Here is a 20486-nt window from a genome sequence, read left to right as displayed (position 1 = left end):
GCCGGGGATCAGTAGGTCAGGGCCTCGTCCATGTCCCGCAGCCAGTACGTGGTCGTCAGCGAGCTGTCGTAGTACATGCCCTTGGCCGGGAGGGACGGGAGCGCGGAGGGGCCGCCGCTGCTGTTCGGCGTGCGGCCCTGGAACCCGACAGCGAGCTTGTGGCCGGTGGTGCCGCCGTCGCCGCTGCCGTCGGCCGCCGACAGTGTCACGCCCGCGTAGCCGGACTCGCCGGGGGCCAGGGTCGTGACCGCCTGCGGCTTGGAGTCCTCGATCGGCCGCGGGGCCCACTGCATCTCGTCGAAGCGCAGCACCGGGTAGTAGGTGAGGTCGCAGTACTTCGAGCCGGTGTTCTTGACCGTGATCAGCATGTGGTTGAGGGGGCGGGGGACCGGCCGTGCGGTGACGGTGGTGTTGGAGCCGTTGCAGGAGACGCGGTTGGCCGGGTCGGCGGGGTCGGTGGGCTTGGCGGCCCCGGAGGTCCCGCCCTGCGCCTTGCCGGTCGTCCCGGACTGCGCGCCCTTCGCCTCGGTGGCCGTCTGCTGGGGTGCGTCGGTCGTCGTCGATGACGTCAGCTGGGGCTTGGCCGCACCCTCGTCCTGTGTGCCCGTGCCGTCCTCGCACGCCGTGAGGGCGAGGACGGCCAGGAGGGCTACGGGGAGAGCGTGGTGCTTGCGCATGGGTGGGTTCCCTTTCGGACAAAGGCGGTTGGCGAGAAGGCCCGAGCGAGCCGCCGACCGGTGGGCCGCGAGCGGCGTGCTTGGATGACCGGAGCTTGTGCGGTGATCCGTCCCGGCCGCCACACCCGGCGGACCATCAGGGACGCTGGAACGCCCGTACACGCTATGACCTGGGGAAACGTCCCTGCTCTGGAACGGGTGAACGGGACATGGGGGATGGAGGAAGCGTGTCGGAAGGCACGGCCGCGGCGGAGTTCGCCGCGCTGCTGGGGGAGTTGAAGGAGCGTTCGGGGCTGAGCTACGGGGTGCTCGCCAAGCGGCTCCACATGAGTACGTCGACGCTGCACCGGTACTGCAACGGGGATGCCGTGCCCGCCGACTACGCGCCGGTGGAGAGGCTCGCCCGGCTGTGCAAGGCGTCGCCCGGGGAGCTCGTCGAGTTGCATCGGCGGTGGGTGCTGGCGGATGCCGGGCGGGGGCGCAAGGGGGGCGGGGGGTCGGCCGAGCCTGTGGGGGCGGCCGTGCCCGCGGTGGTCGCCACGCCCGTGGTGGCAGCCGAGTCAGTGGTGGTAGCCGAGCCCGTGGTGGCAGCGCCTTCGGATGCTGACGCCCCGGCCCCGGTTGTCGACGCCGCGCCTTCGGAGGCGGTGCCCGCGCAGGAGTCCCGGTCACGACGTCCTCGTCCCGCGCTTCTCGCCGGTATCGCCGCGGCCGTCGTCCTGGGCGGGGTCGGGCTCGCCGTGGCCGTTCCCTCCGGCGGGGCGGACGACGACGGGCGTCGGGGCGCGGCTGCCGTATCCGACGGTGGCCGGACGCCGGACGGGGACACGGTCGCCTCGGCGTCGCCCTCGGGCAGTTCCTCCGCCGACAGCCGTAAGGAGAAGGGCAAGAGCGGGGACAAGGGCAGGGAGGAGGAGGAGGCCGCCTCCGCGACTCCCAGCTCACGCGCCCCCGCCACCGGCGCCGACGGCGGCCGGCCCGGTCGTACCACCGGCCCCGCCTCCGGCCCGACCCCTCTCACTGTGAACACCACCCCGCACGCCTGGGAAGACCCTTGTTCCCAGCGCTACTTGGTGAACCGTCCGCCGGGGCAGGTCGGGCCGCCGCCGCTGGAGCAGGACGCGCCCGCCTGGGTGGCGGCGAACGGGGCCGTTCCGTCGGGGCAGCAGTTTCTGAAGCTCACCGTGCAGGGCACCGGCAAGGAGACGGTGGTCGTCGACGGGCTGACGGTCCGTATGGCGGGCAAGCGGACGCCGCTCGCCTGGAACGACTACGCCATGGGCTATCCGGGCGTCGGCTGCGGCGGTGGCGTCCCGACGCGCTTCTTCACGGTCGCCCTCGATGCGGCGCGTCCCTCCGTCGTCCCCGAGGCGGGCCATGACGACTTCCCGTTCTCGGTGAGCCAGTCCGACCCGGAGGTCTACTACATCCGGGCCGACGCCTCCGCCTACGACGTCAGCTGGTACCTGGAGCTGAGCTGGTCCAGCGGCAGCCGGCACGGCACGCTGACGGTGGACGACAAGGGCCGGCCCTTCCGTACGAGCGGGAACAACGGGCGCCCCGCGTACGAGTTCCCGCTGGGCGGTGACAAATGGGTCGAGGAGGGGACCACTCAGTGACCGGCTTGCTGGCTGGCTGACGGGATCTCAGTGGAACTCGTGGACCAGCTCGATCTTCCCGACGATGTGGGCGTTGAACTCGTCGAGTTCCTCGGCCGGGACCCACAGTTCGAGGATCGTCCGCCCGCCGGCCTGCTGGACCGGGTAGCGGCTCAGGAACTCGGAGTCGACCTCGAACCGGGTGACGTAGCCGGCGCCGTCGTGCTTGACGTTCCAGTCGCGTGCGATCTTGACGGCGTAGTCCTCGTTGAGGACCGGGTAGAAGATCGGCTGCTCGGGAAGCCGGGGCGGCCAGGCGCGCCAGTCGAGCTCCCGCAGCAGGTCCAGTTCCCTGGGACCGGTGGGGCGCCACAGGGTCGTCGTCGCTCGCTCGCTGGTCTGCACGGGCACCATCAAATCACTTGAGGCGTTAGGTTGTTGACCGTCGGAGTGGTTGCTGATTGAACCACCTACTCTTCAGGGAGACGTCCATGTCCGGTGACGCGCTCAGCCAGGATCCCGCCGAGTTGCAGAGGAGGATCGACAGCGGCAGGGCGCACCCGGCGCGGGTCTACGACGTCTTTCTCGGGGGCAAGGACCACTACCCGGCCGACCGGGAAGCGGCCGCCGCCGGGCTCGCCGCCAACCCCCGCGGATACCTCGACGTTCGGCACAACCGCGACTTCCTGCGCCGCGCGGTGACCACGCTGGTGGAGCAGGACGGCATCCGGCAGTTCCTCGACATCGGCACGGGGCTGCCGACCGCCGAGAACGTGCACCAGATCGCGCAGCGCGTCGCCCCCGAGTCGCGGGTCGTGTACGTCGACAACGACCCGGTCGTGCTCGCGCATGCGCGGGCCCTGCTGACCAGTGGGCCCGAGGGCCGTACGGACTACATCGACGCCGACCTGCGCGACCCGGCCCGCATCCTCGAACAGGCCGCCAAGACACTGGACTTCGACCAGCCGGTCGCGCTCTGCCTGGTCGCGATCCTGCACTTCGTCGAGGACGGGGAGGCGTATCCGCTGGTGCGCGAGCTGCTCGACGCGCTGCCCGTCGGCAGCCGGCTGGTGCTCAGCCACCTCACCGAGGACCTCAACCCCGAGAAGATCCGCGCGGTCCAGCGGACCTACACCGAGCGGGGGTTCACCTTCGTGCTGCGGACCCGGGCGGAGGTCGAGCGGTTCTTCACGGACAACTTCCTGGAGATCGCCGACCCGGGCGTCGTCCCGGCGCACCACTGGCGGCCCGACCACGCGGCCCCCGTCCCCGAGCAGCCGGAGGAGTCCTTCCTCGCCGGCCTCGACGACATCGAGCGGGTCCGCTACCGCGACATCAACGACGTCACGGACGCCGACATCAACGTGTACGCGGGGATCGGGGCCAAGGGCTGAGCCGGTACGGCCGAGGGGCGGGGGCTCAGTCCCACCAGAAGTGCCAGGTCGGCCGGCTCATGACCTGGCGTTCGGCGTAGGCCCGCACGGTGGGGTCGGTGCTCTGCAGGACGTTGTCCGGGCAGAACGCGAAGTGCTCGGCGGCGACGGCCTCCGCCTCCGCGAGGGTGGTGGGCGGGGCGGCGACCGACACCAGCAGATGGTCGAAGCCGAGGGCCACGACCCGTATGCCGAAGCGGTCCTCCCAGGAGCGCAGTACCGCGCTGACACGGGCCGTGTCGCCCTCGTGGTTCGCCGGGCCCGTCCAGCCGATCGCCGTCGGGATGTCGGCGCTGCGGCGGGCCGGGACCAGGGCGAGGCGAGGGTCCTTGAGCGGACCGCCGCCCTCGAGCAGCGAGTCCGCGGTGGCCGTGGCGACCGCCTCCGGGTCCTGATCCCGGGCGATGGGGGCGGCCGGCCCGGGCCATGCGTCGCCGTCCGCCGCGCACTCCTCCCAGTACTCCGCCAGCACCTCTTCGGCGTCGTGATCCCCGGGGTAGGACACCTCGTCGGGCATCAACTCCCAGCTGTCCGGCCCGCCATGCCCGTCCCCCACGTCGAGCACGACCGGCAGCAGCCCGACCCGCCGGGTCGGCTCCAGCGCCGTCCAGCCGCCCGGCACGGCCCGCTCCCGCGCGCACCACAGCAACGGCTCGTGCCAGGGGCCCTCGTCGGTGCTGTCGACCAGTGTCCCGGCGGGGAGCCTGAATCCCAGCGCGCGGCCGCTCGGGTCTGCCGCCAGGGTCGGGAGCGGGTTCGGAAGTGTCGCCATGGGCTGACTGTAAATCCGACCACTGACAAGGGGACATCAGCGGACGGGAGCTGACCTAATTGCTCCGTACGGTCCTTCCATGACCACTTCCTCGGAGAAGACCGACCTGTCGTACGCGCTCGCCGAGCAGCGGGAACTGCTGCTGATCACCGTGCGCGGACTCGACGACGAGCGGGCCGCCCGGCGTACGACCGTGAGCGAGCTGACCCTGGGCGGGATCGTGAAGCATCTTGCTCAAGGGGAGGCAGCGTGGACGCGGGTCATGGTCAGGGGCGACGGTGAACTGCCGGACGGAATGCTCGACATGGAGCAGTACCGGATGGCCGAGGGCGACACGCTCGACGGGCTGCTGGAGGCGTACACCACCGCCGCGCGGGCGACCGACGAGGCCCTGGCCGGGCTGCCGGATCTGGACCACTGCGTACCCCTGCCGACGACTCCCTGGTCGCCGCCGGAGCGTGAGTACTGGTCGGCGCGCCGGATCCTGCTGCGTCTGATCCAGGAGACGGCCCAGCACGCCGGGCACGCGGACATCATCCGGGAGGCACTGGACGGTGCGAGCAGCACGGCTCAGCGTTGAGACGGGGACGGAGACACAGAAGGGCGGGACGGCGACGGCTACCCGTCAGACGCGGGCCTCGAAGCATTCACGGCTGCCTCCCGCCACCGGGCGGAAGCAGGCCCGCACGGTTGCGCCGGGTCTCGCCTCGGTCATGGGGGTGTAGACGTACGACTGCGCGGCGATGCCGTCCGTGATCTCCGCGGTGTGCGGGCGGCTTGTGACTTCGTCGGCCGGGTCCATCTCCAGGCGGTCGCCGATGCGCGTGCTCCACATCCTGGCCCAGCCCGCCCCGCACTCCGCGCTGTAGCGCAGTTCGAGCTGCGCTCCGGTGGCCGTGTGGTGCGAGGCCAGGGTGAGCGGGTGCGTGCCGCACCTCATCGGCATCGGGTCCTGGCCCTCGCAGGTGGCTCCCAGACAGCGGGGCGTCGGTGCGGAGGAGGGCGGTACCGCGGGCCGGCTGTCGCCGGTGTGGCCCGCGACGAGGACCAGAGCGACCGAGAGGCCGCCGGCCGCGATCGCGCAGACCGAGGCGAGGATCGCCATGACCGCGCCCCTGCCGCCCGCGGGATGCCCGGCGTCCGCGCCCGGGGAGTCCGCGGGCACCGGCGCGTCCGTGGGCCGCGCCGCCGCCCGGCCGCTCCATTCCGACTCCGCGAGTTCCCACAGCGCCAGGCAGCGGCCCTCCGGTTCGCCCGCGAGGCGGCACAGCTCCCGCACCGCCTGGCCGGGCGGGAGCGTCTTGCCGTTGAGGTAGCGCTCCCAGGACGACTTGCTGAAGGTGGTCCTCGCCGCGAGGGCCGCCAGGCTCAGGCCCGTGCCGGTGCGCAACTCCCGCAGCGCGGCGGCCAGTCGGGCGCGTTCCGGCGGCAGCGCGTGCCGCGGGGGCCGCGTCATCCCCGCAGGGCCTTCCAGGTGTGCGGGCCGACGATGCCGTCCACGACCAGGCCGGAGTGCTTCTGCAGCTCCTTGACCGCGCGTTGCGTGTGCGGGCCGAAGATGCCGTCCACGGCTCCCGGCGAGAAGCCCGCCCGATGCAGCAGGCACTGCGCCTCGGCCACCTCGGGTCCGGCGTGGCCCTTCGCCAGGACGGCCTTCCGGGTGCGGCTGTTGCCCGTGTACCAGCGGCCGTCGATTCGCTCCGCCTCACAGGTGTAGGTGGGGCGTTCCGACCGCTTCGGCGACCCCGGTGCCTGCGCGGCCGCGGACGCGGTGAGCGGGGTCGCGGCCGCCTTGCCCTCGCCGTCCGTGAGCCGTACGGCGAGCAGGACCACGGTGGCGACGGCCAGCACCAGGGCCACCGACCCGGCGATGAGGGTGATGCGCAGCGCCCGGCCGTGGGGGAGGGGTGCGCCGGTGCCGGGCCCGGTCGGCGGTCCGTGGTGCTCGGACGCCGTGCCCCATGCCTCGGCGGCGACCTCGTGCAGCGCCAGCAGCCGGGTCGGATCGTCACCGTCGAGCCGGGCCATCGCCTCGACGGCATCCCTGGGCGGGAGTGACTTGCCGTTGAGGTAGCGCTCCCACGACGACGTGCTGTAGCCCGTCTTCGCCGCGAGCCGGCGCAGGCTCAGTCCGCTGTGGTCCTTGGCCCGGCGTAATCGCACCACCAACTGCCGTACGCGCGGGTCCAGTTCTTCGGGCAGCCCTTTCCAACGCGACATGTTCCCCCCATTCGCGTTCGCGGACCGTGGTCAGCGGTCCCCTTACCGCCGCATTCTGCATCAGCATCCACGCGGTGCCCCATACATCGGTTCCGATCCCCCTGCCGCCCCCTACCGATTCGGCCACCGCACGCCGCGAGCGTCCCGCCGTACCGTCCCGGCGCGTGATGTCCGGGCAGGTCAGGGGGTGGGACGTCCCGTGAGCACGTCACTTCCGGGGCGGGTGTGGTGGAGCCGGGCTCCCGGCCCGCAGTCTCGTTGTCGAGCCGGCCGGTGCGGTCGGCCCGTCACAAAGGGGGAAGCACATGCGAATGACCAGGAAGCTCGCCGTCATGGCCGGGGGGATCGCGCTGACCGGTGGTCTGCTGGCCGGCAACGCGGGTACGGCCGGTGCGGCGGAGGCGTCGCCCCAGGCGGCGTCGGACTGTCCGTCGGGCTGGTTCTGCGTCTGGGCAGGCAAGGACTACACCGGCCGCATGCAGAAGGTCGAGGGCAAGAACGCTGACCTCACCCCGTTCGTGGTCTTCCAGGGCTTCAAGTCCTGGTACAACCACGGCAGGTCCTGCGACTACAAGTGGTACACGGAGAAGAACTTCCGCGGCGACACCGGGGTTCTCGCCCGGGGCGTCAAGGGGACCGGCGACACCGTCTGGTTCCAGAAGTCCAACGAGTGGGTCAACTGCCGCTGACCGGCGGCTCTCCACAACGCCCGAGGGCGGCACTCCACGGGGGAGTGCCGCCCTCGGCCTGTCGTCAGAGGGCGGGATCAGAGCCGCTCGGGCGTCCGGATGCCCAGCAGGCCCATGCCCTGGTGGAGGGTGCGGGCCGTGATGTCGCAGAGGAACAGGCGGTTCTCGATCTGCTCGGGCGTCTCGGCCTTGAGGACCGGGCACTTGTCGTAGAACGACGTGTACAGCGACGCCAGCTGGTACAGATACGCGGCCAGCTTGTGCGGGGCGTACTCTGCGGCCGCTTCGAAGACCGTGTCGCCGAACGCGTCCAGGTGCAGACCGAGCGCCCGCTCCGCCGGGGCGAGTTCGAGCTCCGGGTGCGCGACCGGCTTCGTCTCGCCGGCCTTGCGCAGGATCGACTGGATCCGGGCGTACGCGTACTGGAGGTAGACCGACGTGTCGCCGTTCAGCGACACCATCTGGTCCAGGTCGAACTTGTAGTCCCGGTTCGGCGACGTCGACAGGTCCGCGTACTTCACCGCGCCGATGCCGACCTGCGCGGCCCGCTCCTGGATCTCGTCCTCGGTGAGGTCCTGTGCCTTCTCCCGTACGACCTCGGCGGCCCGCTGCACCGCCTCGTCCAGCAGGTCCTCAAGGCGTACGGTCTCGCCCTCACGCGTCTTGAACGGCTTGCCGTCCGCGCCGAGCACCGTGCCGTAGCCCATGTTGTGCGCGGTGACGCCGTCGCTCAGCCAGCCGGCCCGCCGGGCCGTCTCGAAGACCATCTTGAAGTGCAGCGACTGACGGACGTCCACGACGTAGAGCAGGGACGAGGCGTGCAGGTCCTGGACCCGGTTGCGGATCGCCGTCAGGTCGGAGGCCGCGTAGCCGAAGCCGCCGTCGGCCTTCTGCACGATCAGCGGGACCGGCTGGTCGTCCTTGCCGCGGATCTCGTCGAAGAACACCACCAGCGCGCCCTCGGAGCGCACCGCGACACCCGTCTCCTCCAGGATGCGGGCGGTCTCGGGCATGCCCTCGTTGTAGGCGGACTCGCCGACGATCTCCTCGTCGCGGATCTCCATGTCGAGCTTCTCGAAGACCGAGTAGAAGTAGACCTTCGACTCGTCCACGAACTGCTGCCACAGCTCGAGCGTCTCCTTGTCACCGGACTGCAGGGCGACGACCCGCCCCCGGGCCCGCTCCTTGAACTCCTCGTCCGCGTCGAAGAGCGCACGCGACGCCTTGTACACCCGGTTCAGGTTGCTCATCGCCTGCTCGCCGTCGACGTCGGCCGCGGGGGCCAGCTCGCCGGGGTGCTCGAACAGGTACTGGATGAGCATGCCGAACTGGGTGCCCCAGTCGCCGATGTGGTGCCGGCCGATCGTCTTCTCGCCGGTGAAGTCGAGCATGCCGCGCAGGGCGTCGCCGATGACCGCCGACCGCAGGTGGCCGACGTGCATCTCCTTCGCCACGTTCGGCTGGGCGTAGTCGACGACCGTGATGCCCGCGTTCTCCTTCGGCGGCACGCCGAGACGCTCGCCGTCCGCGTGCCGCGCGGCGAGGTTCTCGGTGATCGCCCGGTCGGCGATCGTGATGTTGAGGAAGCCGGGGCCGGAGACCTCGACGTCCTTGATCACGTCACCGGTGACGATGTTGCCGACGACCTCCGTCGCCAGCTCCCGGGGGTTCGACTTGGCCTTCTTGGCGAGGGCCAGGATCCCGTTGGCCTGGAAGTCGGCCCGGTCGCTACGTCGCAGCAGCGGGTCGGCGTCGGCCTCCGGCCGGGTGGCCGACAGGGCGTTCGCGAGACGCTGCTGTACTTGAGCGGTGAGCGACGTGACCGAGGTCATGGGATGGATGCCGTTCTCCTCGTGGAATCGATAGACACGCTCAGTATCCCACGGGGCGTAAAGCCGTTTTCCCGGGCGGGATGCCGTCTGGGAGAATGGGCACCGGCCGTTGACCGTACGGCTGCCCTGGAGAAAGAAGGACGTGCCGATCGTGGCTCAGAGCACCGAGACCACCGACTGGGTCTCCCGTTTCGCGGATGAGGTCATCGAGGAGTCGGAGCGTCGGGCCCCGGGCAAACCCGTCGTCGTCGCGTCCGGACTCTCACCGTCCGGCCCCATCCACCTCGGGAACCTGCGCGAGGTCATGACCCCGCACCTCGTCGCCGACGAGATCCGCCGCCGGGGCCACCAGGTGCGCCACCTCATCTCCTGGGACGACTACGACCGCTACCGCAAGGTCCCGGCCGGGATCGCCGGCGTCGACGAGTCCTGGGCCGAGCACATCGGCAAGCCGCTGACCTCCGTCCCGGCGCCGAAGGGCTCCTCGTACGCGAACTGGGCCGAGCACTTCAAGGCCGCGATGGTCGAGTCGCTGGCCGAGCTGGGCGTGGAGTTCGACGGGATCAGCCAGACCGCGCAGTACACCTCCGGGGTGTACCGCGAGCAGATCCTGCACGCCATCAAGCACCGCGGCGACATCGACGCGATCCTCGGCCAGTACCGGACGAAGAAGGCCCCGGCCAAGAAGCAGGGGCAGAAGCCGGTCGACGAGGCCGAGCTGGAGGCCGCCGAGGGCTCCGGCGCGGCCGGTGAGGACGACGGCAGCTCCACCGCCGCCGGCTACTTCCCGTACAAGCCGTACTGCGGCAACTGCGAGAAGGACCTCACCGCCGTCACGTCCTACGACGACGACTCCACCGAGCTGACGTACGCCTGCACCGCGTGCGGCTTCTCGGAGACGGTCCGGCTGAACGAGTTCAACCGCGGCAAGCTGGTCTGGAAGGTCGACTGGCCGATGCGGTGGGCGTACGAGGGGGTCGTGTTCGAGCCGAGCGGCGTCGACCACTCCTCTCCCGGGTCGTCGTTCCAGGTCGGCGGGCAGATCGTCGGGATCTTCGGCGGGCAGCAGCCCATCGGGCCGATGTACGCCTTCGTGGGCATCAGCGGCATGGCGAAGATGTCGTCCTCGCGCGGCGGCGTGCCGACCCCGGCGGACGCCCTGAAGATCATGGAACCGCAGCTGCTGCGCTGGCTGTACGCCCGGCGCCGGCCCAACCAGTCCTTCAAGGTCGCCTTCGACCAGGAGATCCAGCGGCTGTACGACGAGTGGGACCGGCTGGATGCCAAGGTCGCCGACGGCAGCGTCCTGCCCGCCGACGCCGCCGCGCACGCCCGTGCGGTGGGTACGGCCGCCGGTGAGCTGCCGCGGACGGTCCGGCCGCTGCCGTACCGGACGCTGGCGTCCGTCGCGGACATCACCGCCGGGCACGCGGACCAGGCGCTGCGCATCCTCAGCGAGCTGGACCCGGAGCAGCCGCTGACCTCGATCGACGAGGCGCGGCCGCGGTACGACAAGGCCGAGGCCTGGATCAACACGCACGTGCCCGCAGACCAGCGGACGATCGTGCGCGACGAGCCCGACGCCGAGCTGCTGAAGTCGCTCGACGAGGCCTCCCAGCGGTCGCTGAGGCTGCTGCTCGACGGGCTCGCCGGGCACTGGTCGCTCGACGGGCTGACGCATCTCGTCTACGGCGTGCCGAAGGTGCAGGCCGGGTTCTCCGCCGACGCGACGCCGAAGGAGCTGCCGCCGGAGATCAAGACGGCCCAGCGGTCCTTCTTCGCGCTGCTCTACCACCTGCTGGTCGGGCGGGACACCGGGCCGCGGCTGCCCACGCTGCTGCTGGCGGTGGGGCAGGAGCGGGTCCGGGCGCTGCTCGGGGAGTAGTCGCCGTCGTGACGAAGGGGCCCTGGTGTCAGGGCCCCTTCGTCACGCGATGTGCTCTTCTTCCATTTCCTGGTAGTGGCGGCTGCTGAAGCGGTCGACCATGCGCTTGCCCTCCGTGGTGTCCAGGCGGATGCCGTACTCCGCCTCCACGTTGTCGAGGAGCTGGTTGGGCGTCGGGTAACTGCCGTTGATCGACTGCTTGAAGACCTGGTAGTACGCCTCCTCGTCCGGCTCGGGGGCCGGTGGGGTGCCGCCGCCGTCGCCGAGTTCCCGGGTGCGGTTGGGGCCGACCGGGATCTGGAAGCTGCCGGTGTCCTCCGGGGTGGCGGGTGCCTGTTCGTACTGGGGGTCGTACCGCTCGGCCTCTTGCTGTTCCGCGATCCACTGGGCGTACTGCTCGGGGTTGTAGGCCGGGTCGTAGCCGCCCTGGTAGTCGACCTCGCGTTGAGCGTTGAACCACGGGCTCTGGTCTGGGCCGAGTACTTCTTCCACGTACTCGGCGTCGGGGTCGCTCTCGAGCTGTGGGCGCTGCTCGCTTCGAGGTGCTTTCGGTGGGACGGGCGCCGCCTCAGCCGCACGATTGCCCGCAGCGGGGTTGGCCTCCAGCGCCGACCGCTGTGGCGGTGGCGGGATCAGCGCCGGTTCGATGCCCGCCGCCGCCAGGCCCGCCGGGGCCGTCTCCGCGAGCGGGACGCCGTAGCGTGCCAGCCTCAGCGGCATCAGGGACTCCACCGGAGCCTTGCGGCGCCAGCTGCGGCCGTAGCGGGAGCGCAGCCGCGCCTGGTAGACGAGACGTTCCTGCTCCAGCTTGATCACCTGGTCGTAGGAGCGGAGCTCCCAGAGCTTCATGCGGCGCCAGAGGAGGAACGTGGGGACCGGGGAGAGCATCCAGCGGGTGAGGCGGACGCCCTCCATGTGCTTGTCGGCCGTGATGTCGGCGATCCGGCCGATCGCGTGGCGGGCCGCCTCGACCGAGACCACGAACAGGACCGGGATCACCGCGTGCATGCCGACGCCGAGCGGATCCGGCCAGGCCGCCGCGCCGTTGAAGGCGATCGTCGCCATGGTCAGGAGCCAGGCCGTCTGACGCAGCAGCGGGAAGGGGATCCTGATCCAGGTGAGGAGCAGGTCCAGGGCCAGCAGGACGCAGATGCCCGCGTCGATGCCGATCGGGAAGACGTAGGAGAAGTTCCCGAAGCCCTTCTTCAGGGCCAACTCGCGGACCGCGGCGTACGAACCGGCGAAGCCGATGCCGGCGATGATCACGGCACCGGCCACGACCACGCCGATGAGAACGCGGTGCGTCCGAGTCAGTTGCAGTGGCGCGGCCACCCGTCTTCCCCTCCCCTTGCGTGCTGTTGCGCGCAACAGGGTGGCACATCTGTGCGGAGGACGGGTGGCCGGTTCCGGTCGGTGGTGTTCAGCTCTTCTTGGCGGGCGACTTCGAAGGCGACGCGGAGGAGTCCTTCGAAGCCTCCTTCGAGGGCTCCTTCGAGGTCTCCTTGGACGGGGACTTCGACGGGGCCTTCGACGACGGCTTCGAGGTGTCGCCGCCGGGCTTGCCGCCGCCCGCGCCGTTCGCCCCGGACACCGCGGCCACCGCTTCCTTCGCGGCCTTGTCGGCGTCCTTCGCCAGGTCGTCGGCGCTCGGGGACTTGTCGCCGGCCAGACCGGCGCCGTTGTAGTCCAGCGTCACGACGACGTTCTCGACGCGTGCCACGACCGTCTGCTGCTTGAAGGTGCCTTCCTTCTTCTTCAGGTCGTAGCGCACGGCCGTCGCCTGGTCGCCCGTGCCGGGCGCCGGCTCCGACTTGACGCCCTTGGCGCCCTCGGAGGCCTGGACGTCCTGGACCTGCTTCTCGTAGTACTGCTGGGCCAGCTTCTCGCCCGAGCCGCGCGAGGCGTCCGACTCGAAGCGCAGCATCGACACGTTCAGCCAGCGGAACTGCGAGCCCTTCACGCCGTTGTTGTCGAGGCTGTTCCAGGAGCAGCTGCCGCGCGTGGAGATATCGTCTGACTTGCCCTCCTTGCCGGACTTGCTCTCCGGAACGAGGTCCTTCAGCGTCTTCTTCGACAGTGCCTTGCAGGGCTCCGGAAGCTTGCCGTACGCCGCCGCCTCGACGGTCGGCGACGGGCTGGCGGACGCCGAAGCCGCCGCGTTCGCGGCCTTGTCCGTGGTGTCGCCGGAGCCGGAGTCCGAGGAGCAGCCGGCGGCGACCAGCATCACGGGGACGGCGGCCGCGCAGACAAGGGCGCGGTGGAGGCGCTTCGCTCGCTGGTCCTGCTGGTCTCGCTGTGCTCGTCGCTGCATGGTTCCTTCACTCATGACGCTCGTGGTTCCCTGCGGTCGGAACGGGGCCGAGTGGTCACCGTACGCGGTGAGGCGGAGGTGTGGCCTTCCTTCGCGTGCTTTGCGGGTGCGCGTGAAGGGGGCGTGAAGGGGCCTCAGTCGCTCAGCGAGTCGGCCAGCTGGGAGGCCAGTTTCTGGGCCCTGTCCTGCAATTCCTTGCTGTCCGGGACGACGCCGACGGTGGCCGGCTGTTCGACGTACTCGATGGTCACGATGACATTGGACGTGCGGAACGCCACAGTCACCGTGCGCTGCTTGGCCGTCGAACCGGAGCTGCTCAGCTCGTCGTCGATGAAGGCCTCGTCGCCGAAATCCTCCAGCACGCGGGGCTGGAGTTCGGTGGGGGTGGCGGAGGTGGACGTCGAGGGCGACGAGGGTGACGAGGGCGACGCGGAGCCGGTGGGCTTCGAGGTGTGCGTCGAGCCGGGGGAGTCGCTCGGGGCGGGGGAGGCGCCGCCGGCCGGGGTGCTGCCCGCGGCGGGGGACTCCGTGGCGGCCGACTCGGTGGCCGTCGGCTCGGGGAGGTGGGCCGCGGCCTCCCGCTCCGCGAAGAGCTGTTCGGCCTGGTTGTCGTCGCTGACGGCGTTGTCGTAGGAGACGACCCGTTCGAAGTCGACGAGGAGGTGGTCGGTGGCCTCCCGGCCGTCGACCTTCCACTGGCAGCCGACCTTGCGGTCGGTGTCGAACGTGACCGTCGGCTCGCCCTCGTAGGCCGTCTCGCGCTGCTCGCCGTCGGTGATCTGCCGGATGCCGGGCAGGAGTTCGTCGAGCATGCTCTGGCCGACCGCGGCGCAGGGCTCGGGGAGCGTGCGGTAGCGGCCCGGCTCGGCGACGGCCGAAGCCGTGCCGGTGTCGCCCGGGTTGGAGTCGTCCGTCGGGCCGCCGTCGCCCGAGCTGCCGGTGCAGCCGGCCAGCAAGGCCGCGAGGAGCGCGGCGATACTGGGTGCGTACGCCTTCCGTTGCACGTGGTGGCTCCTCTCGGGGCGGATATTGGCTTGCCGTCGCCGGGCAGCCGATGAACACAATGTGTATCGCACGCACTGCCGTGAACGCCGGTCCGGATTCCCTTTCGTAGACCTTGGCTCCGGTATTTGCTCTTGAAGACTTCTGTTCGCTTACGGGGGATTGAGGACGTTATGTCGTATGTAGAGGTACCTGGTGCGAAAGTGCCGATCCGGATGTGGGCGGACCCCGCCTCGGTCGAGGAGGGCGCGCTCCAGCAGCTCCGGAACGTCGCCACGCTGCCGTGGATCAAGGGCCTGGCCGTCATGCCCGACGTGCACTACGGCAAGGGCGCGACGGTCGGCTCGGTCATCGCGATGCAGGGTGCGGTGTGCCCGGCGGCGGTGGGGGTCGACATCGGCTGCGGAATGTCGGCGGTGAAGACGTCCCTGACGGCGAACGACCTGCCCGGGGACCTCTCGCGGCTGCGGTCGCGGATCGAGCAGGTCATTCCGGTGGGGCGGGGGATGCATGACAGCGCCGTCGACCCGGGGCGGCTGCACGGGTTCGGTACGGGCGGGTGGGATGATTTCTGGGGGCGGTTCGACGGTGTCGCCGAAGCGGTCAAGTTCCGTGCGGAACGCGCCACAAAGCAGATGGGAACGCTCGGCGGCGGAAACCACTTTGTCGAAGTTTGCACGGATACGACCGGCTCTGTCTGGCTGATGCTGCACTCCGGTTCCCGGAACATCGGCAAGGAACTGGCCGAGCACCACATCGGCATCGCCCAGAAGCTCCCGCACAACCAGGGCCTGGTCGACCGCGACCTCGCGGTCTTCGTGGCGGACACCCCGCAGATGGCGGCGTACCGCAACGACCTGTTCTGGGCGCAGGAGTACGCGAAGTACAACCGGTCGATCATGATGGCGCTCCTGAAGGACGTGGTCCGCAAGGAGTTCAAGAAGGCCAAGCCGGCCTTCGAGCCGGAGATCAGCGCGCACCACAACTACGTGGCCGAGGAGCGCTACGACGGGATGGACCTGCTCGTGACCCGCAAGGGCGCGATCCGGGCCGGCTCCGGCGAGTACGGGATCATCCCCGGCTCCATGGGCACGGGTTCGTACATCGTGAAGGGCCTCGGCAACGCCAAGTCCTTCAACTCGGCCTCGCACGGCGCCGGCCGGCGCATGAGCCGCAACGCGGCGAAGCGCAGGTTCTCGACGAAGGACCTGGAGGAGCAGACCCGGGGCGTGGAGTGCCGCAAGGACTCCGGCGTCGTGGACGAGATACCGGGCGCCTACAAGCCCATCGAGCAGGTCATCGACCAGCAGCGGGACCTGGTGGAGGTCGTGGCGAAGCTGAAGCAGGTCGTCTGCGTGAAGGGCTGACGCGCCGGCTCACTCCAAGAGGCCCTCCCGGAGGGTCGCCGAGAGGGCCGGTGCGTCCAGGTCCAGGGCGTTGGTCACGTAGTCGGCTGTCGAGCCGTAGCGGTTCGTCAGGTCCGTGAGGAACAGGTGCATGACTTCGGCGGGGGCGCGGCCGAACGACGGCCAGGTGGGGGAGCTTGCCCAGGGAGTCGGCGCGGTAGACGCGGCCCCGGCGGACGCGGTTGCCGTCCGTGCTGTGGGTGTGTCTGCGGCGGCGTCAGAGCTCCCGGTGCACCTTCGTGTTCGATGCCTGGGCGCGGGGGCGGAGGACCAGGAGGTCGACGTTGACGTGGCTGGGGCGGGTGATGGCCCAGGTGATCGTGTCGGCGACGTCGTCGGCGGTGAGGGGCTCGGCCACGCCCTCGTAGACCTTCTCCGCCTTTGCCTCGTCGCCGGAGAAGCGGGTCAGGGCGAACTCGTCCGTCTTGACCATGCCGGGGGCGATCTCGATGACGCGGACCGGCCGGCCGACGATCTCCAGGCGCAGGGTCTCGGCGAGGACGTGGGCGCCGTGCTTGGCGGCGACGTAGCCGCCGCCGCCCTCGTAGGTGCCGTGGCCCGCGGTGGAGGAGACGACCACGACCGTGCCGTCGCCGCTCGCGTCCAGCTTGGGCAGCAGGGCCTGGGTGAGGTGGAGCGTGCCGATGACGTTCGTCTCGTACATCTGGCGCCAGTCCGCCGGGTCACCGGTCGCGACCGGGTCGGCGCCGAGCGCGCCGCCCGCGTTGTTGACCAGGACGCCGATCGTCTTGAAGGCCGTGGCGAACTCGTCGACCGCCGCGCGGTCCGTGACGTCGAGGGCGTAGGCCGTGGCCTGGTGGCCCGCCTTGTTGATCTCCTCCGCCAGTGCCTCGATGCGGTCCTTGCGGCGCGCGGTGAGGACGACCCGGTAGCCCGCCGCGGCGAGCTGCCGGGCCGTGGCGGCGCCGATTCCGCTGCTCGCACCGGTGACGACGGCGATGCGGGAGGCTGCGGACGGGGCGGCGGTGGCCATGGGAGCTCCTCGGGCGTGGGTGCGGTGGGCGGGGCCGGCGAGACCCCCAGCGCTTCCGGCCAGGATAGGCGGGGCCCTCGGTGGGAGAATGGGGGCGGGTGGTGCCCTGGTTTTCCGGTCTTCCTGGAGGTGGATCATGGGCGAGGCACGTGAGGTCATGGACCGGCTCACGGACGCGATCACCACGCACGCCGATCTGAAGGTCATCGGCGAGCTGTACGCCGAGGACGCGGTCGCCTTCACCCCTGACGAGGGTGAGCTGCGCGGGCGCGACGACATCGTCGAGTACTGGCGGACGATGACGGAGGCGGTCCCCGAGGCGACGTTCCGGCCGTTGCACTCCTACGAGGTCGGCGACACGGCCATCGACGAGGGCGTCTTCAGCGGGCGCAACACCGGGCCGCTGGAGCTGCCGAACGGTGAGACGCTCCCGGCGACGCAGAAGGAGATCCATATCCGCGGGGTGGACATCGCCACCGTGCGGGACGGGCGGATCGTCGACTACCGGCTGTACTTCGACGAGTTGGATTTCCTGGGGCAGTTGGGGTTGCTGCCGCCTGACGAGCCGTTCTGAGATTCCGGGCCGAGGGCCGGCCGGTCGGCGGCTCAGTCTCCTCGCGGGGCGTACATGATGACCGCCATGCCCGCGAGGCAGATCAGTGCGCCCGCGATGTCCCAGCGGTCCGGGCGGTATCCGTCCGCGACCACGCCCCACAGGATCGAACCGGCGACGAAGATCCCGCCGTACGCGGCGAGCACGCGGCCGAAGTGGGCGTCGGGCTGGAACGTCGCGACGAAGCCGTACGCGCCGAGCGCGAGGACGCCGCCGGCCGCCCACAGCCAGCCCCGGTTCTCGCGCACGCCCTGCCAGACCAGCCACGCGCCGCCGATCTCGAAGAGGGCGGCGACGACGAACAGGGCGGCGGAGCGGAGCACGAACATGGTCGTCAGCTTCGCATGCCCTCGCCCGGGCCTTCCCTTCGGTGGGGCGGCTCCGGGCGCCGGGCCTCCGCCGCGTAGGCCGTGGGGGGTACTCCCACCGTCGTCGTGAAGTCCCGGACGAGGTGGGCCTGGTCGGCGTAGCCGAGGTCGGCGGCGAGGGCGGCCCAGTCGACGTCGTCGCGGTGGCCGGCCTGTTCCAGGGCCTCGTGGATGCGGTAGCGGAGGATGACCCACTTGGGGCTGACGCCGACCTGGGTGGAGAAGAGCCGTTGCAGGGCCCGTACCGACAGGCCGTGCGCGTGGGCGAAGTCGCCGACGCGGCGTACGGCGCGGTCCGCGCGGATGCGTTCCACGAGGTCGATCGCGAGGTCCGCCTGCGGGTCCGGGGTGCGGGGCAGGGCGAGCAGGAAGGCGTCGAGGGCGGCGACCCGGGCGGCGTCGCCGGAGGGGGTGACGACCGCGCGGGCGGTGTCGGCGGTGGCCCCGGGGAACACCTCCCGGGCGGGCAGGGCGCGGCCCGTCCAGCGGGAGACCGGCTCCTCGGGGGCGTACGGCCGGAAGCCGCCGGGGCGGAACTTCGCCCCGCAGACCCGGCCCCGCCCGGTCAGCTTCCTGGTGTAGAGGCCGAGTGCGACGCCGGTGACCTCGCCGTAGGGCGGGCCCTCGTCCTCGTCCCACTGGAAGGTGAGGTTGACGGAGGGGTGCGGGACGACGTGGGAGGCGTAGGGCGCGGGCAGGTCCCAGTCGATGAGCCAGTACCACTCGACGTACCGGCGCAGCGGCTCGGCGGGCTCGTGACGGCGGAATCGCACGCGGTTCAGCAGCCCGGACGGGTCGACGATCCCGCGGGTGCCGTGGCGGGGTGCCTCCATGGCCGGATCGTACGTCGCATTTCTTCAAGATGGGCGGTCGTCGCTGTCCCTACGGTCGGACCATGGACACGAGCATGGACACGAATCCTGTGGAGACGTACCGCATCGGTGAGCTGCTGGGCATGGCGCGGGAGCGGGCGGTGCCGGTGGTGCGGGGCATTCCCGACGCGGCGCTCGCCGCGCCCACGCCCTGTGCCGAGTACGACGTGCGGGCGCTGGTCGATCACCTCTTCCAGGTGATCACGCAGTTCCAGCGGCTGGCCGCGAAGGAGGCGTCGGACTTCGGTGAGAAACCCGACCCGGTCGCCGGGAGCCCCGAGTGGCGTGGGCGGTTCGCCCGGGAGGCGGACCGGCTGGTGGCGGCCTGGTCGGCGCCGGGTGCCGAGGAGGGCACGACGGGCGGGATGAACATGCCTGCGCGGCTGGTCGGCTCGATGGCGCTGCTCGATCTCACCGTGCATGTGTGGGACCTGGCGCGGGCGACGGGCCAGGAGTACCCGGGTGCCGACGAGGCGGTCGTGGCGGAGCTGTCCGGCGCGGTGGACGAGCTGGCGCCGACGGCCAGGAAGATGGGGGTGTTCGGGGAGCCGGTGCCGGTGGCGGAGGGTGCGTCGGCCCTGGAGCGGCTGCTCGGGCGGACCGGCAGGGACCCCCACTGGAATGCCCCCGCGCCCGCTGTCGTTCCCCCGAGTACTGTTGAAGGGTAAACAACCTGGAGGGTGAGCGACCATGCAGTTCGGGATCTTCAGTGTCGGCGACGTCACGCCCGACCCGACCACGGGCCGGACACCGACCGAGCGCGAGCGGATCAAGGCCATGGTCGCCATCGCGCTCAAGGCCGAGGAGGCCGGGCTCGATGTCTTCGCGACCGGCGAGCACCACAACCCGCCCTTCGTGCCCTCCTCCCCGACCACGATGCTCGGCTACATCGCCGCCCGCACCGAGCGTCTTGTCCTCTCCACGGCCACCACCCTCATCACCACCAGCGACCCGGTGAAGATCGCCGAGGACTTCGCGATGCTCCAGCACCTGGCCGACGGCCGGGTGGATCTGATGCTGGGCCGTGGGAACACCGCGCCGGTCTATCCCTGGTTCGGGCAGGACATCCGGCAGGGCATCCCGCTCGCCGTCGAGAACTACGCCCTGCTGCACCGGCTGTGGCGCGAGGAGGGCGTCGACTGGGAGGGGAGGTTCCGTACGCCGCTGGAGGGGTTCACGGCGACGCCCCGGCCGCTGGACGGCGTACCGCCCTTCGTCTGGCACGGGTCGATCCGCTCGCCGGAGATCGCCGAGCAGGCCGCGTTCTACGGCGACGGCTTCTTCCACAACAACATCTTCTGGCCGGCCGACCACACCAAGCGCATGGTCGAGCTGTACCGGGCCCGCTACGCCCACTACGGGCACGGCACGCCCGAGCAGGCGGTCGTCGGGCTCGGCGGGCATGTGTTCATGCGGCGGAACTCGCAGGACGCGGTGCGCGAGTTCCGGCCGTACTTCGACGTCGCCCCTGTGTACGGGCACGGGCCGTCGCTGGAGGACTTCACCGCGCAGACGCCGCTGACCGTCGGCACCCCGCAGCAGGTCATCGAGAAGACGCTGGCCTTCCGGGAGTACGCCGGCGACTACCAGCGCCAGCTGTTCCTTCTCGACCACGCCGGGCTGCCGCTGAAGACCGTGCTGGAGCAGATCGACCTGCTGGGCGAGGAGGTCGTACCGGTGCTGCGCAAGGAGTTCGCCGTGGGCCGCCCGGCGGACGTGCCGGACGCGCCGACGCACGCGGCCCGGCTCGCGCGGGCCCGGGGCTGAGCGGACGGCAGGTCCTCCGGCCCGTGGTTGCGCGGGCCCCGGTGAGA

At 70.9% G+C, this 20486-nt stretch carries 22 protein-coding genes; 9 read left to right on the top strand and 13 right to left on the bottom strand.

What is annotated here, in order from left to right:
* Positions 1 to 8: 8 nt before the first annotated feature.
* On the bottom strand, positions 9 to 677 hold the full coding sequence (locus ACZ6I3_RS29370) for a DUF4232 domain-containing protein (protein ID WP_469418659.1): 669 nt from the start codon (positions 675 to 677) through the stop codon (positions 9 to 11).
* A gap of 227 nt (positions 678 to 904) precedes the next feature.
* On the opposite strand from ACZ6I3_RS29370, the gene ACZ6I3_RS29365 reads away from it, so the two are divergent.
* Positions 905 to 2296, top strand: a complete 1392-nt coding sequence (locus ACZ6I3_RS29365; RefSeq protein ID WP_469418657.1) for a helix-turn-helix domain-containing protein — start codon at positions 905 to 907, stop codon at positions 2294 to 2296.
* 27 nt (positions 2297 to 2323) lie between these two features.
* On the opposite strand, the gene ACZ6I3_RS29360 is transcribed toward ACZ6I3_RS29365, so the two are convergent.
* Positions 2324 to 2680 (bottom strand): hypothetical protein, encoded by a 357-nt coding sequence (locus ACZ6I3_RS29360; RefSeq protein WP_469418655.1) that lies wholly within the window; start codon positions 2678 to 2680, stop codon positions 2324 to 2326.
* Between the two features lie 86 nt (positions 2681 to 2766).
* Here ACZ6I3_RS29360 and ACZ6I3_RS29355 point away from each other — a divergent pair, with 86 nt between their 5' ends.
* The gene (locus ACZ6I3_RS29355) at positions 2767 to 3669 is read left to right on the top strand and encodes an SAM-dependent methyltransferase (RefSeq protein ID WP_469418654.1); all 903 of its coding nucleotides are present in this window, start codon (positions 2767 to 2769) and stop codon (positions 3667 to 3669) included.
* Between the two features lie 25 nt (positions 3670 to 3694).
* Here ACZ6I3_RS29355 and ACZ6I3_RS29350 read toward each other — a convergent pair whose 3' ends face one another.
* Positions 3695 to 4480 carry a DUF4253 domain-containing protein gene (locus ACZ6I3_RS29350; RefSeq protein WP_469418652.1) on the bottom strand — a complete coding sequence of 262 codons (786 nt, stop codon included), beginning with the start codon at positions 4478 to 4480 and terminating at the stop codon, positions 3695 to 3697.
* Between the two features lie 79 nt (positions 4481 to 4559).
* Between ACZ6I3_RS29350 and ACZ6I3_RS29345 the strand changes: the two genes are divergently transcribed.
* Positions 4560 to 5060, top strand: a complete 501-nt coding sequence (locus ACZ6I3_RS29345) for a DinB family protein (protein ID WP_469418651.1) — start codon at positions 4560 to 4562, stop codon at positions 5058 to 5060.
* 45 nt (positions 5061 to 5105) lie between these two features.
* Here ACZ6I3_RS29345 and ACZ6I3_RS29340 read toward each other — a convergent pair whose 3' ends face one another.
* Entirely contained in the window at positions 5106 to 5936 is an 831-nt protein-coding gene (locus ACZ6I3_RS29340) for a helix-turn-helix domain-containing protein (RefSeq protein WP_469418649.1), read from the bottom strand.
* Positions 5933 to 6700 (bottom strand): peptidoglycan-binding protein, encoded by a 768-nt coding sequence (locus ACZ6I3_RS29335; RefSeq protein WP_469418647.1) that lies wholly within the window; start codon positions 6698 to 6700, stop codon positions 5933 to 5935. Before ACZ6I3_RS29335 ends, ACZ6I3_RS29340 begins: the two co-directional genes overlap by 4 nt.
* A gap of 305 nt (positions 6701 to 7005) precedes the next feature.
* Between ACZ6I3_RS29335 and ACZ6I3_RS29330 the strand changes: the two genes are divergently transcribed.
* Positions 7006 to 7389 (top strand): peptidase inhibitor family I36 protein, encoded by a 384-nt coding sequence (locus ACZ6I3_RS29330; RefSeq protein ID WP_469418645.1) that lies wholly within the window; start codon positions 7006 to 7008, stop codon positions 7387 to 7389.
* 77 nt (positions 7390 to 7466) lie between these two features.
* Here ACZ6I3_RS29330 and argS read toward each other — a convergent pair whose 3' ends face one another.
* Positions 7467 to 9221: an arginine--tRNA ligase gene (gene argS / locus ACZ6I3_RS29325; protein WP_469418644.1), complete on the bottom strand. Its 1755-nt coding sequence runs from the start codon at positions 9219 to 9221 to the stop codon at positions 7467 to 7469.
* 142 nt (positions 9222 to 9363) lie between these two features.
* Here argS and lysS point away from each other — a divergent pair, with 142 nt between their 5' ends.
* Complete coding sequence (gene lysS, locus ACZ6I3_RS29320; protein WP_469418642.1) at positions 9364 to 11106, top strand: lysine--tRNA ligase; 1743 nt, start codon at positions 9364 to 9366, stop codon at positions 11104 to 11106.
* 42 nt (positions 11107 to 11148) lie between these two features.
* Here the strand turns inward: lysS and ACZ6I3_RS29315 are convergent, their stop codons facing one another.
* The 3 genes from ACZ6I3_RS29315 to ACZ6I3_RS29305 form a co-directional block, all read right to left on the bottom strand.
* On the bottom strand, positions 11149 to 12438 hold the full coding sequence (locus ACZ6I3_RS29315) for a DUF2637 domain-containing protein (RefSeq protein WP_469418640.1): 1290 nt from the start codon (positions 12436 to 12438) through the stop codon (positions 11149 to 11151).
* A gap of 88 nt (positions 12439 to 12526) precedes the next feature.
* Entirely contained in the window at positions 12527 to 13417 is an 891-nt protein-coding gene (locus tag ACZ6I3_RS29310) for a DUF3558 family protein (RefSeq protein ID WP_469418639.1), read from the bottom strand.
* A gap of 134 nt (positions 13418 to 13551) precedes the next feature.
* Positions 13552 to 14421, bottom strand: coding sequence for a DUF3558 domain-containing protein (locus ACZ6I3_RS29305; protein WP_469418637.1), 870 nt, complete (start codon positions 14419 to 14421; stop codon positions 13552 to 13554).
* Between the two features lie 171 nt (positions 14422 to 14592).
* On the opposite strand from ACZ6I3_RS29305, the gene ACZ6I3_RS29300 reads away from it, so the two are divergent.
* Entirely contained in the window at positions 14593 to 15786 is a 1194-nt protein-coding gene (locus ACZ6I3_RS29300; protein WP_469418634.1) for an RtcB family protein, read from the top strand.
* A gap of 9 nt (positions 15787 to 15795) precedes the next feature.
* Here ACZ6I3_RS29300 and ACZ6I3_RS29295 read toward each other — a convergent pair whose 3' ends face one another.
* Both ACZ6I3_RS29295 and ACZ6I3_RS29290 read right to left on the bottom strand, forming a co-directional pair.
* Positions 15796 to 15918 (bottom strand): hypothetical protein, encoded by a 123-nt coding sequence (locus ACZ6I3_RS29295; RefSeq protein WP_469418633.1) that lies wholly within the window; start codon positions 15916 to 15918, stop codon positions 15796 to 15798.
* A gap of 124 nt (positions 15919 to 16042) precedes the next feature.
* Positions 16043 to 16819 (bottom strand): SDR family NAD(P)-dependent oxidoreductase, encoded by a 777-nt coding sequence (locus ACZ6I3_RS29290; protein ID WP_399018403.1) that lies wholly within the window; start codon positions 16817 to 16819, stop codon positions 16043 to 16045.
* A gap of 136 nt (positions 16820 to 16955) precedes the next feature.
* Here ACZ6I3_RS29290 and ACZ6I3_RS29285 point away from each other — a divergent pair, with 136 nt between their 5' ends.
* A complete protein-coding gene (locus tag ACZ6I3_RS29285; RefSeq protein WP_469418631.1) occupies positions 16956 to 17393 on the top strand; it encodes an ester cyclase in 438 nt (145 codons plus the stop codon).
* A 32-nt stretch (positions 17394 to 17425) separates the two neighbouring features.
* Here ACZ6I3_RS29285 and ACZ6I3_RS29280 read toward each other — a convergent pair whose 3' ends face one another.
* Both ACZ6I3_RS29280 and ACZ6I3_RS29275 read right to left on the bottom strand, forming a co-directional pair.
* Complete coding sequence (locus tag ACZ6I3_RS29280; protein ID WP_215119737.1) at positions 17426 to 17761, bottom strand: YnfA family protein; 336 nt, start codon at positions 17759 to 17761, stop codon at positions 17426 to 17428.
* Between the two features lie 5 nt (positions 17762 to 17766).
* On the bottom strand, positions 17767 to 18633 hold the full coding sequence (locus tag ACZ6I3_RS29275; RefSeq protein ID WP_469418630.1) for a DUF6597 domain-containing transcriptional factor: 867 nt from the start codon (positions 18631 to 18633) through the stop codon (positions 17767 to 17769).
* Positions 18634 to 18695: 62 nt separating this feature from the next.
* Between ACZ6I3_RS29275 and ACZ6I3_RS29270 the strand changes: the two genes are divergently transcribed.
* Together ACZ6I3_RS29270 and ACZ6I3_RS29265 are read left to right on the top strand one after the other, a co-directional pair.
* Entirely contained in the window at positions 18696 to 19340 is a 645-nt protein-coding gene (locus ACZ6I3_RS29270; protein WP_469418629.1) for a TIGR03086 family metal-binding protein, read from the top strand.
* A 22-nt stretch (positions 19341 to 19362) separates the two neighbouring features.
* Positions 19363 to 20439 (top strand): LLM class flavin-dependent oxidoreductase, encoded by a 1077-nt coding sequence (locus tag ACZ6I3_RS29265; RefSeq protein ID WP_469418628.1) that lies wholly within the window; start codon positions 19363 to 19365, stop codon positions 20437 to 20439.
* The last annotated feature ends 47 nt before the right edge of the window (positions 20440 to 20486 follow it).

The organism is Streptomyces sp. NPDC041940 (assembly GCF_055589465.1).
This window is presented reverse-complemented; position numbering and strand designations above follow the sequence as displayed.

Coding starts and splice junctions, on each gene's coding strand:
- argS (WP_469418644.1), bottom strand. CDS start 9,221: ATGACCTCGGTCACGTCGCTCACCGCTCAAGTACAGCAGCGTCTCGCG.
- ACZ6I3_RS29280 (WP_215119737.1), bottom strand. CDS start 17,761: ATGTTCGTGCTCCGCTCCGCCGCCCTGTTCGTCGTCGCCGCCCTCTTC.
- ACZ6I3_RS29270 (WP_469418629.1), top strand. CDS start 18,696: ATGGACACGAGCATGGACACGAATCCTGTGGAGACGTACCGCATCGGT.
- ACZ6I3_RS29265 (WP_469418628.1), top strand. CDS start 19,363: ATGCAGTTCGGGATCTTCAGTGTCGGCGACGTCACGCCCGACCCGACC.
- ACZ6I3_RS29370 (WP_469418659.1), bottom strand. CDS start 677: ATGCGCAAGCACCACGCTCTCCCCGTAGCCCTCCTGGCCGTCCTCGCC.
- ACZ6I3_RS29295 (WP_469418633.1), bottom strand. CDS start 15,918: ATGCACCTGTTCCTCACGGACCTGACGAACCGCTACGGCTCGACAGCC.
- ACZ6I3_RS29335 (WP_469418647.1), bottom strand. CDS start 6,700: ATGTCGCGTTGGAAAGGGCTGCCCGAAGAACTGGACCCGCGCGTACGG.
- ACZ6I3_RS29355 (WP_469418654.1), top strand. CDS start 2,767: ATGTCCGGTGACGCGCTCAGCCAGGATCCCGCCGAGTTGCAGAGGAGG.
- ACZ6I3_RS29345 (WP_469418651.1), top strand. CDS start 4,560: ATGACCACTTCCTCGGAGAAGACCGACCTGTCGTACGCGCTCGCCGAG.
- ACZ6I3_RS29290 (WP_399018403.1), bottom strand. CDS start 16,819: ATGGCCACCGCCGCCCCGTCCGCAGCCTCCCGCATCGCCGTCGTCACC.
- ACZ6I3_RS29285 (WP_469418631.1), top strand. CDS start 16,956: ATGGGCGAGGCACGTGAGGTCATGGACCGGCTCACGGACGCGATCACC.
- ACZ6I3_RS29330 (WP_469418645.1), top strand. CDS start 7,006: ATGCGAATGACCAGGAAGCTCGCCGTCATGGCCGGGGGGATCGCGCTG.
- ACZ6I3_RS29275 (WP_469418630.1), bottom strand. CDS start 18,633: ATGGAGGCACCCCGCCACGGCACCCGCGGGATCGTCGACCCGTCCGGG.
- ACZ6I3_RS29300 (WP_469418634.1), top strand. CDS start 14,593: ATGTCGTATGTAGAGGTACCTGGTGCGAAAGTGCCGATCCGGATGTGG.
- ACZ6I3_RS29310 (WP_469418639.1), bottom strand. CDS start 13,417: ATGCAGCGACGAGCACAGCGAGACCAGCAGGACCAGCGAGCGAAGCGC.
- ACZ6I3_RS29340 (WP_469418649.1), bottom strand. CDS start 5,936: ATGACGCGGCCCCCGCGGCACGCGCTGCCGCCGGAACGCGCCCGACTG.
- ACZ6I3_RS29350 (WP_469418652.1), bottom strand. CDS start 4,480: ATGGCGACACTTCCGAACCCGCTCCCGACCCTGGCGGCAGACCCGAGC.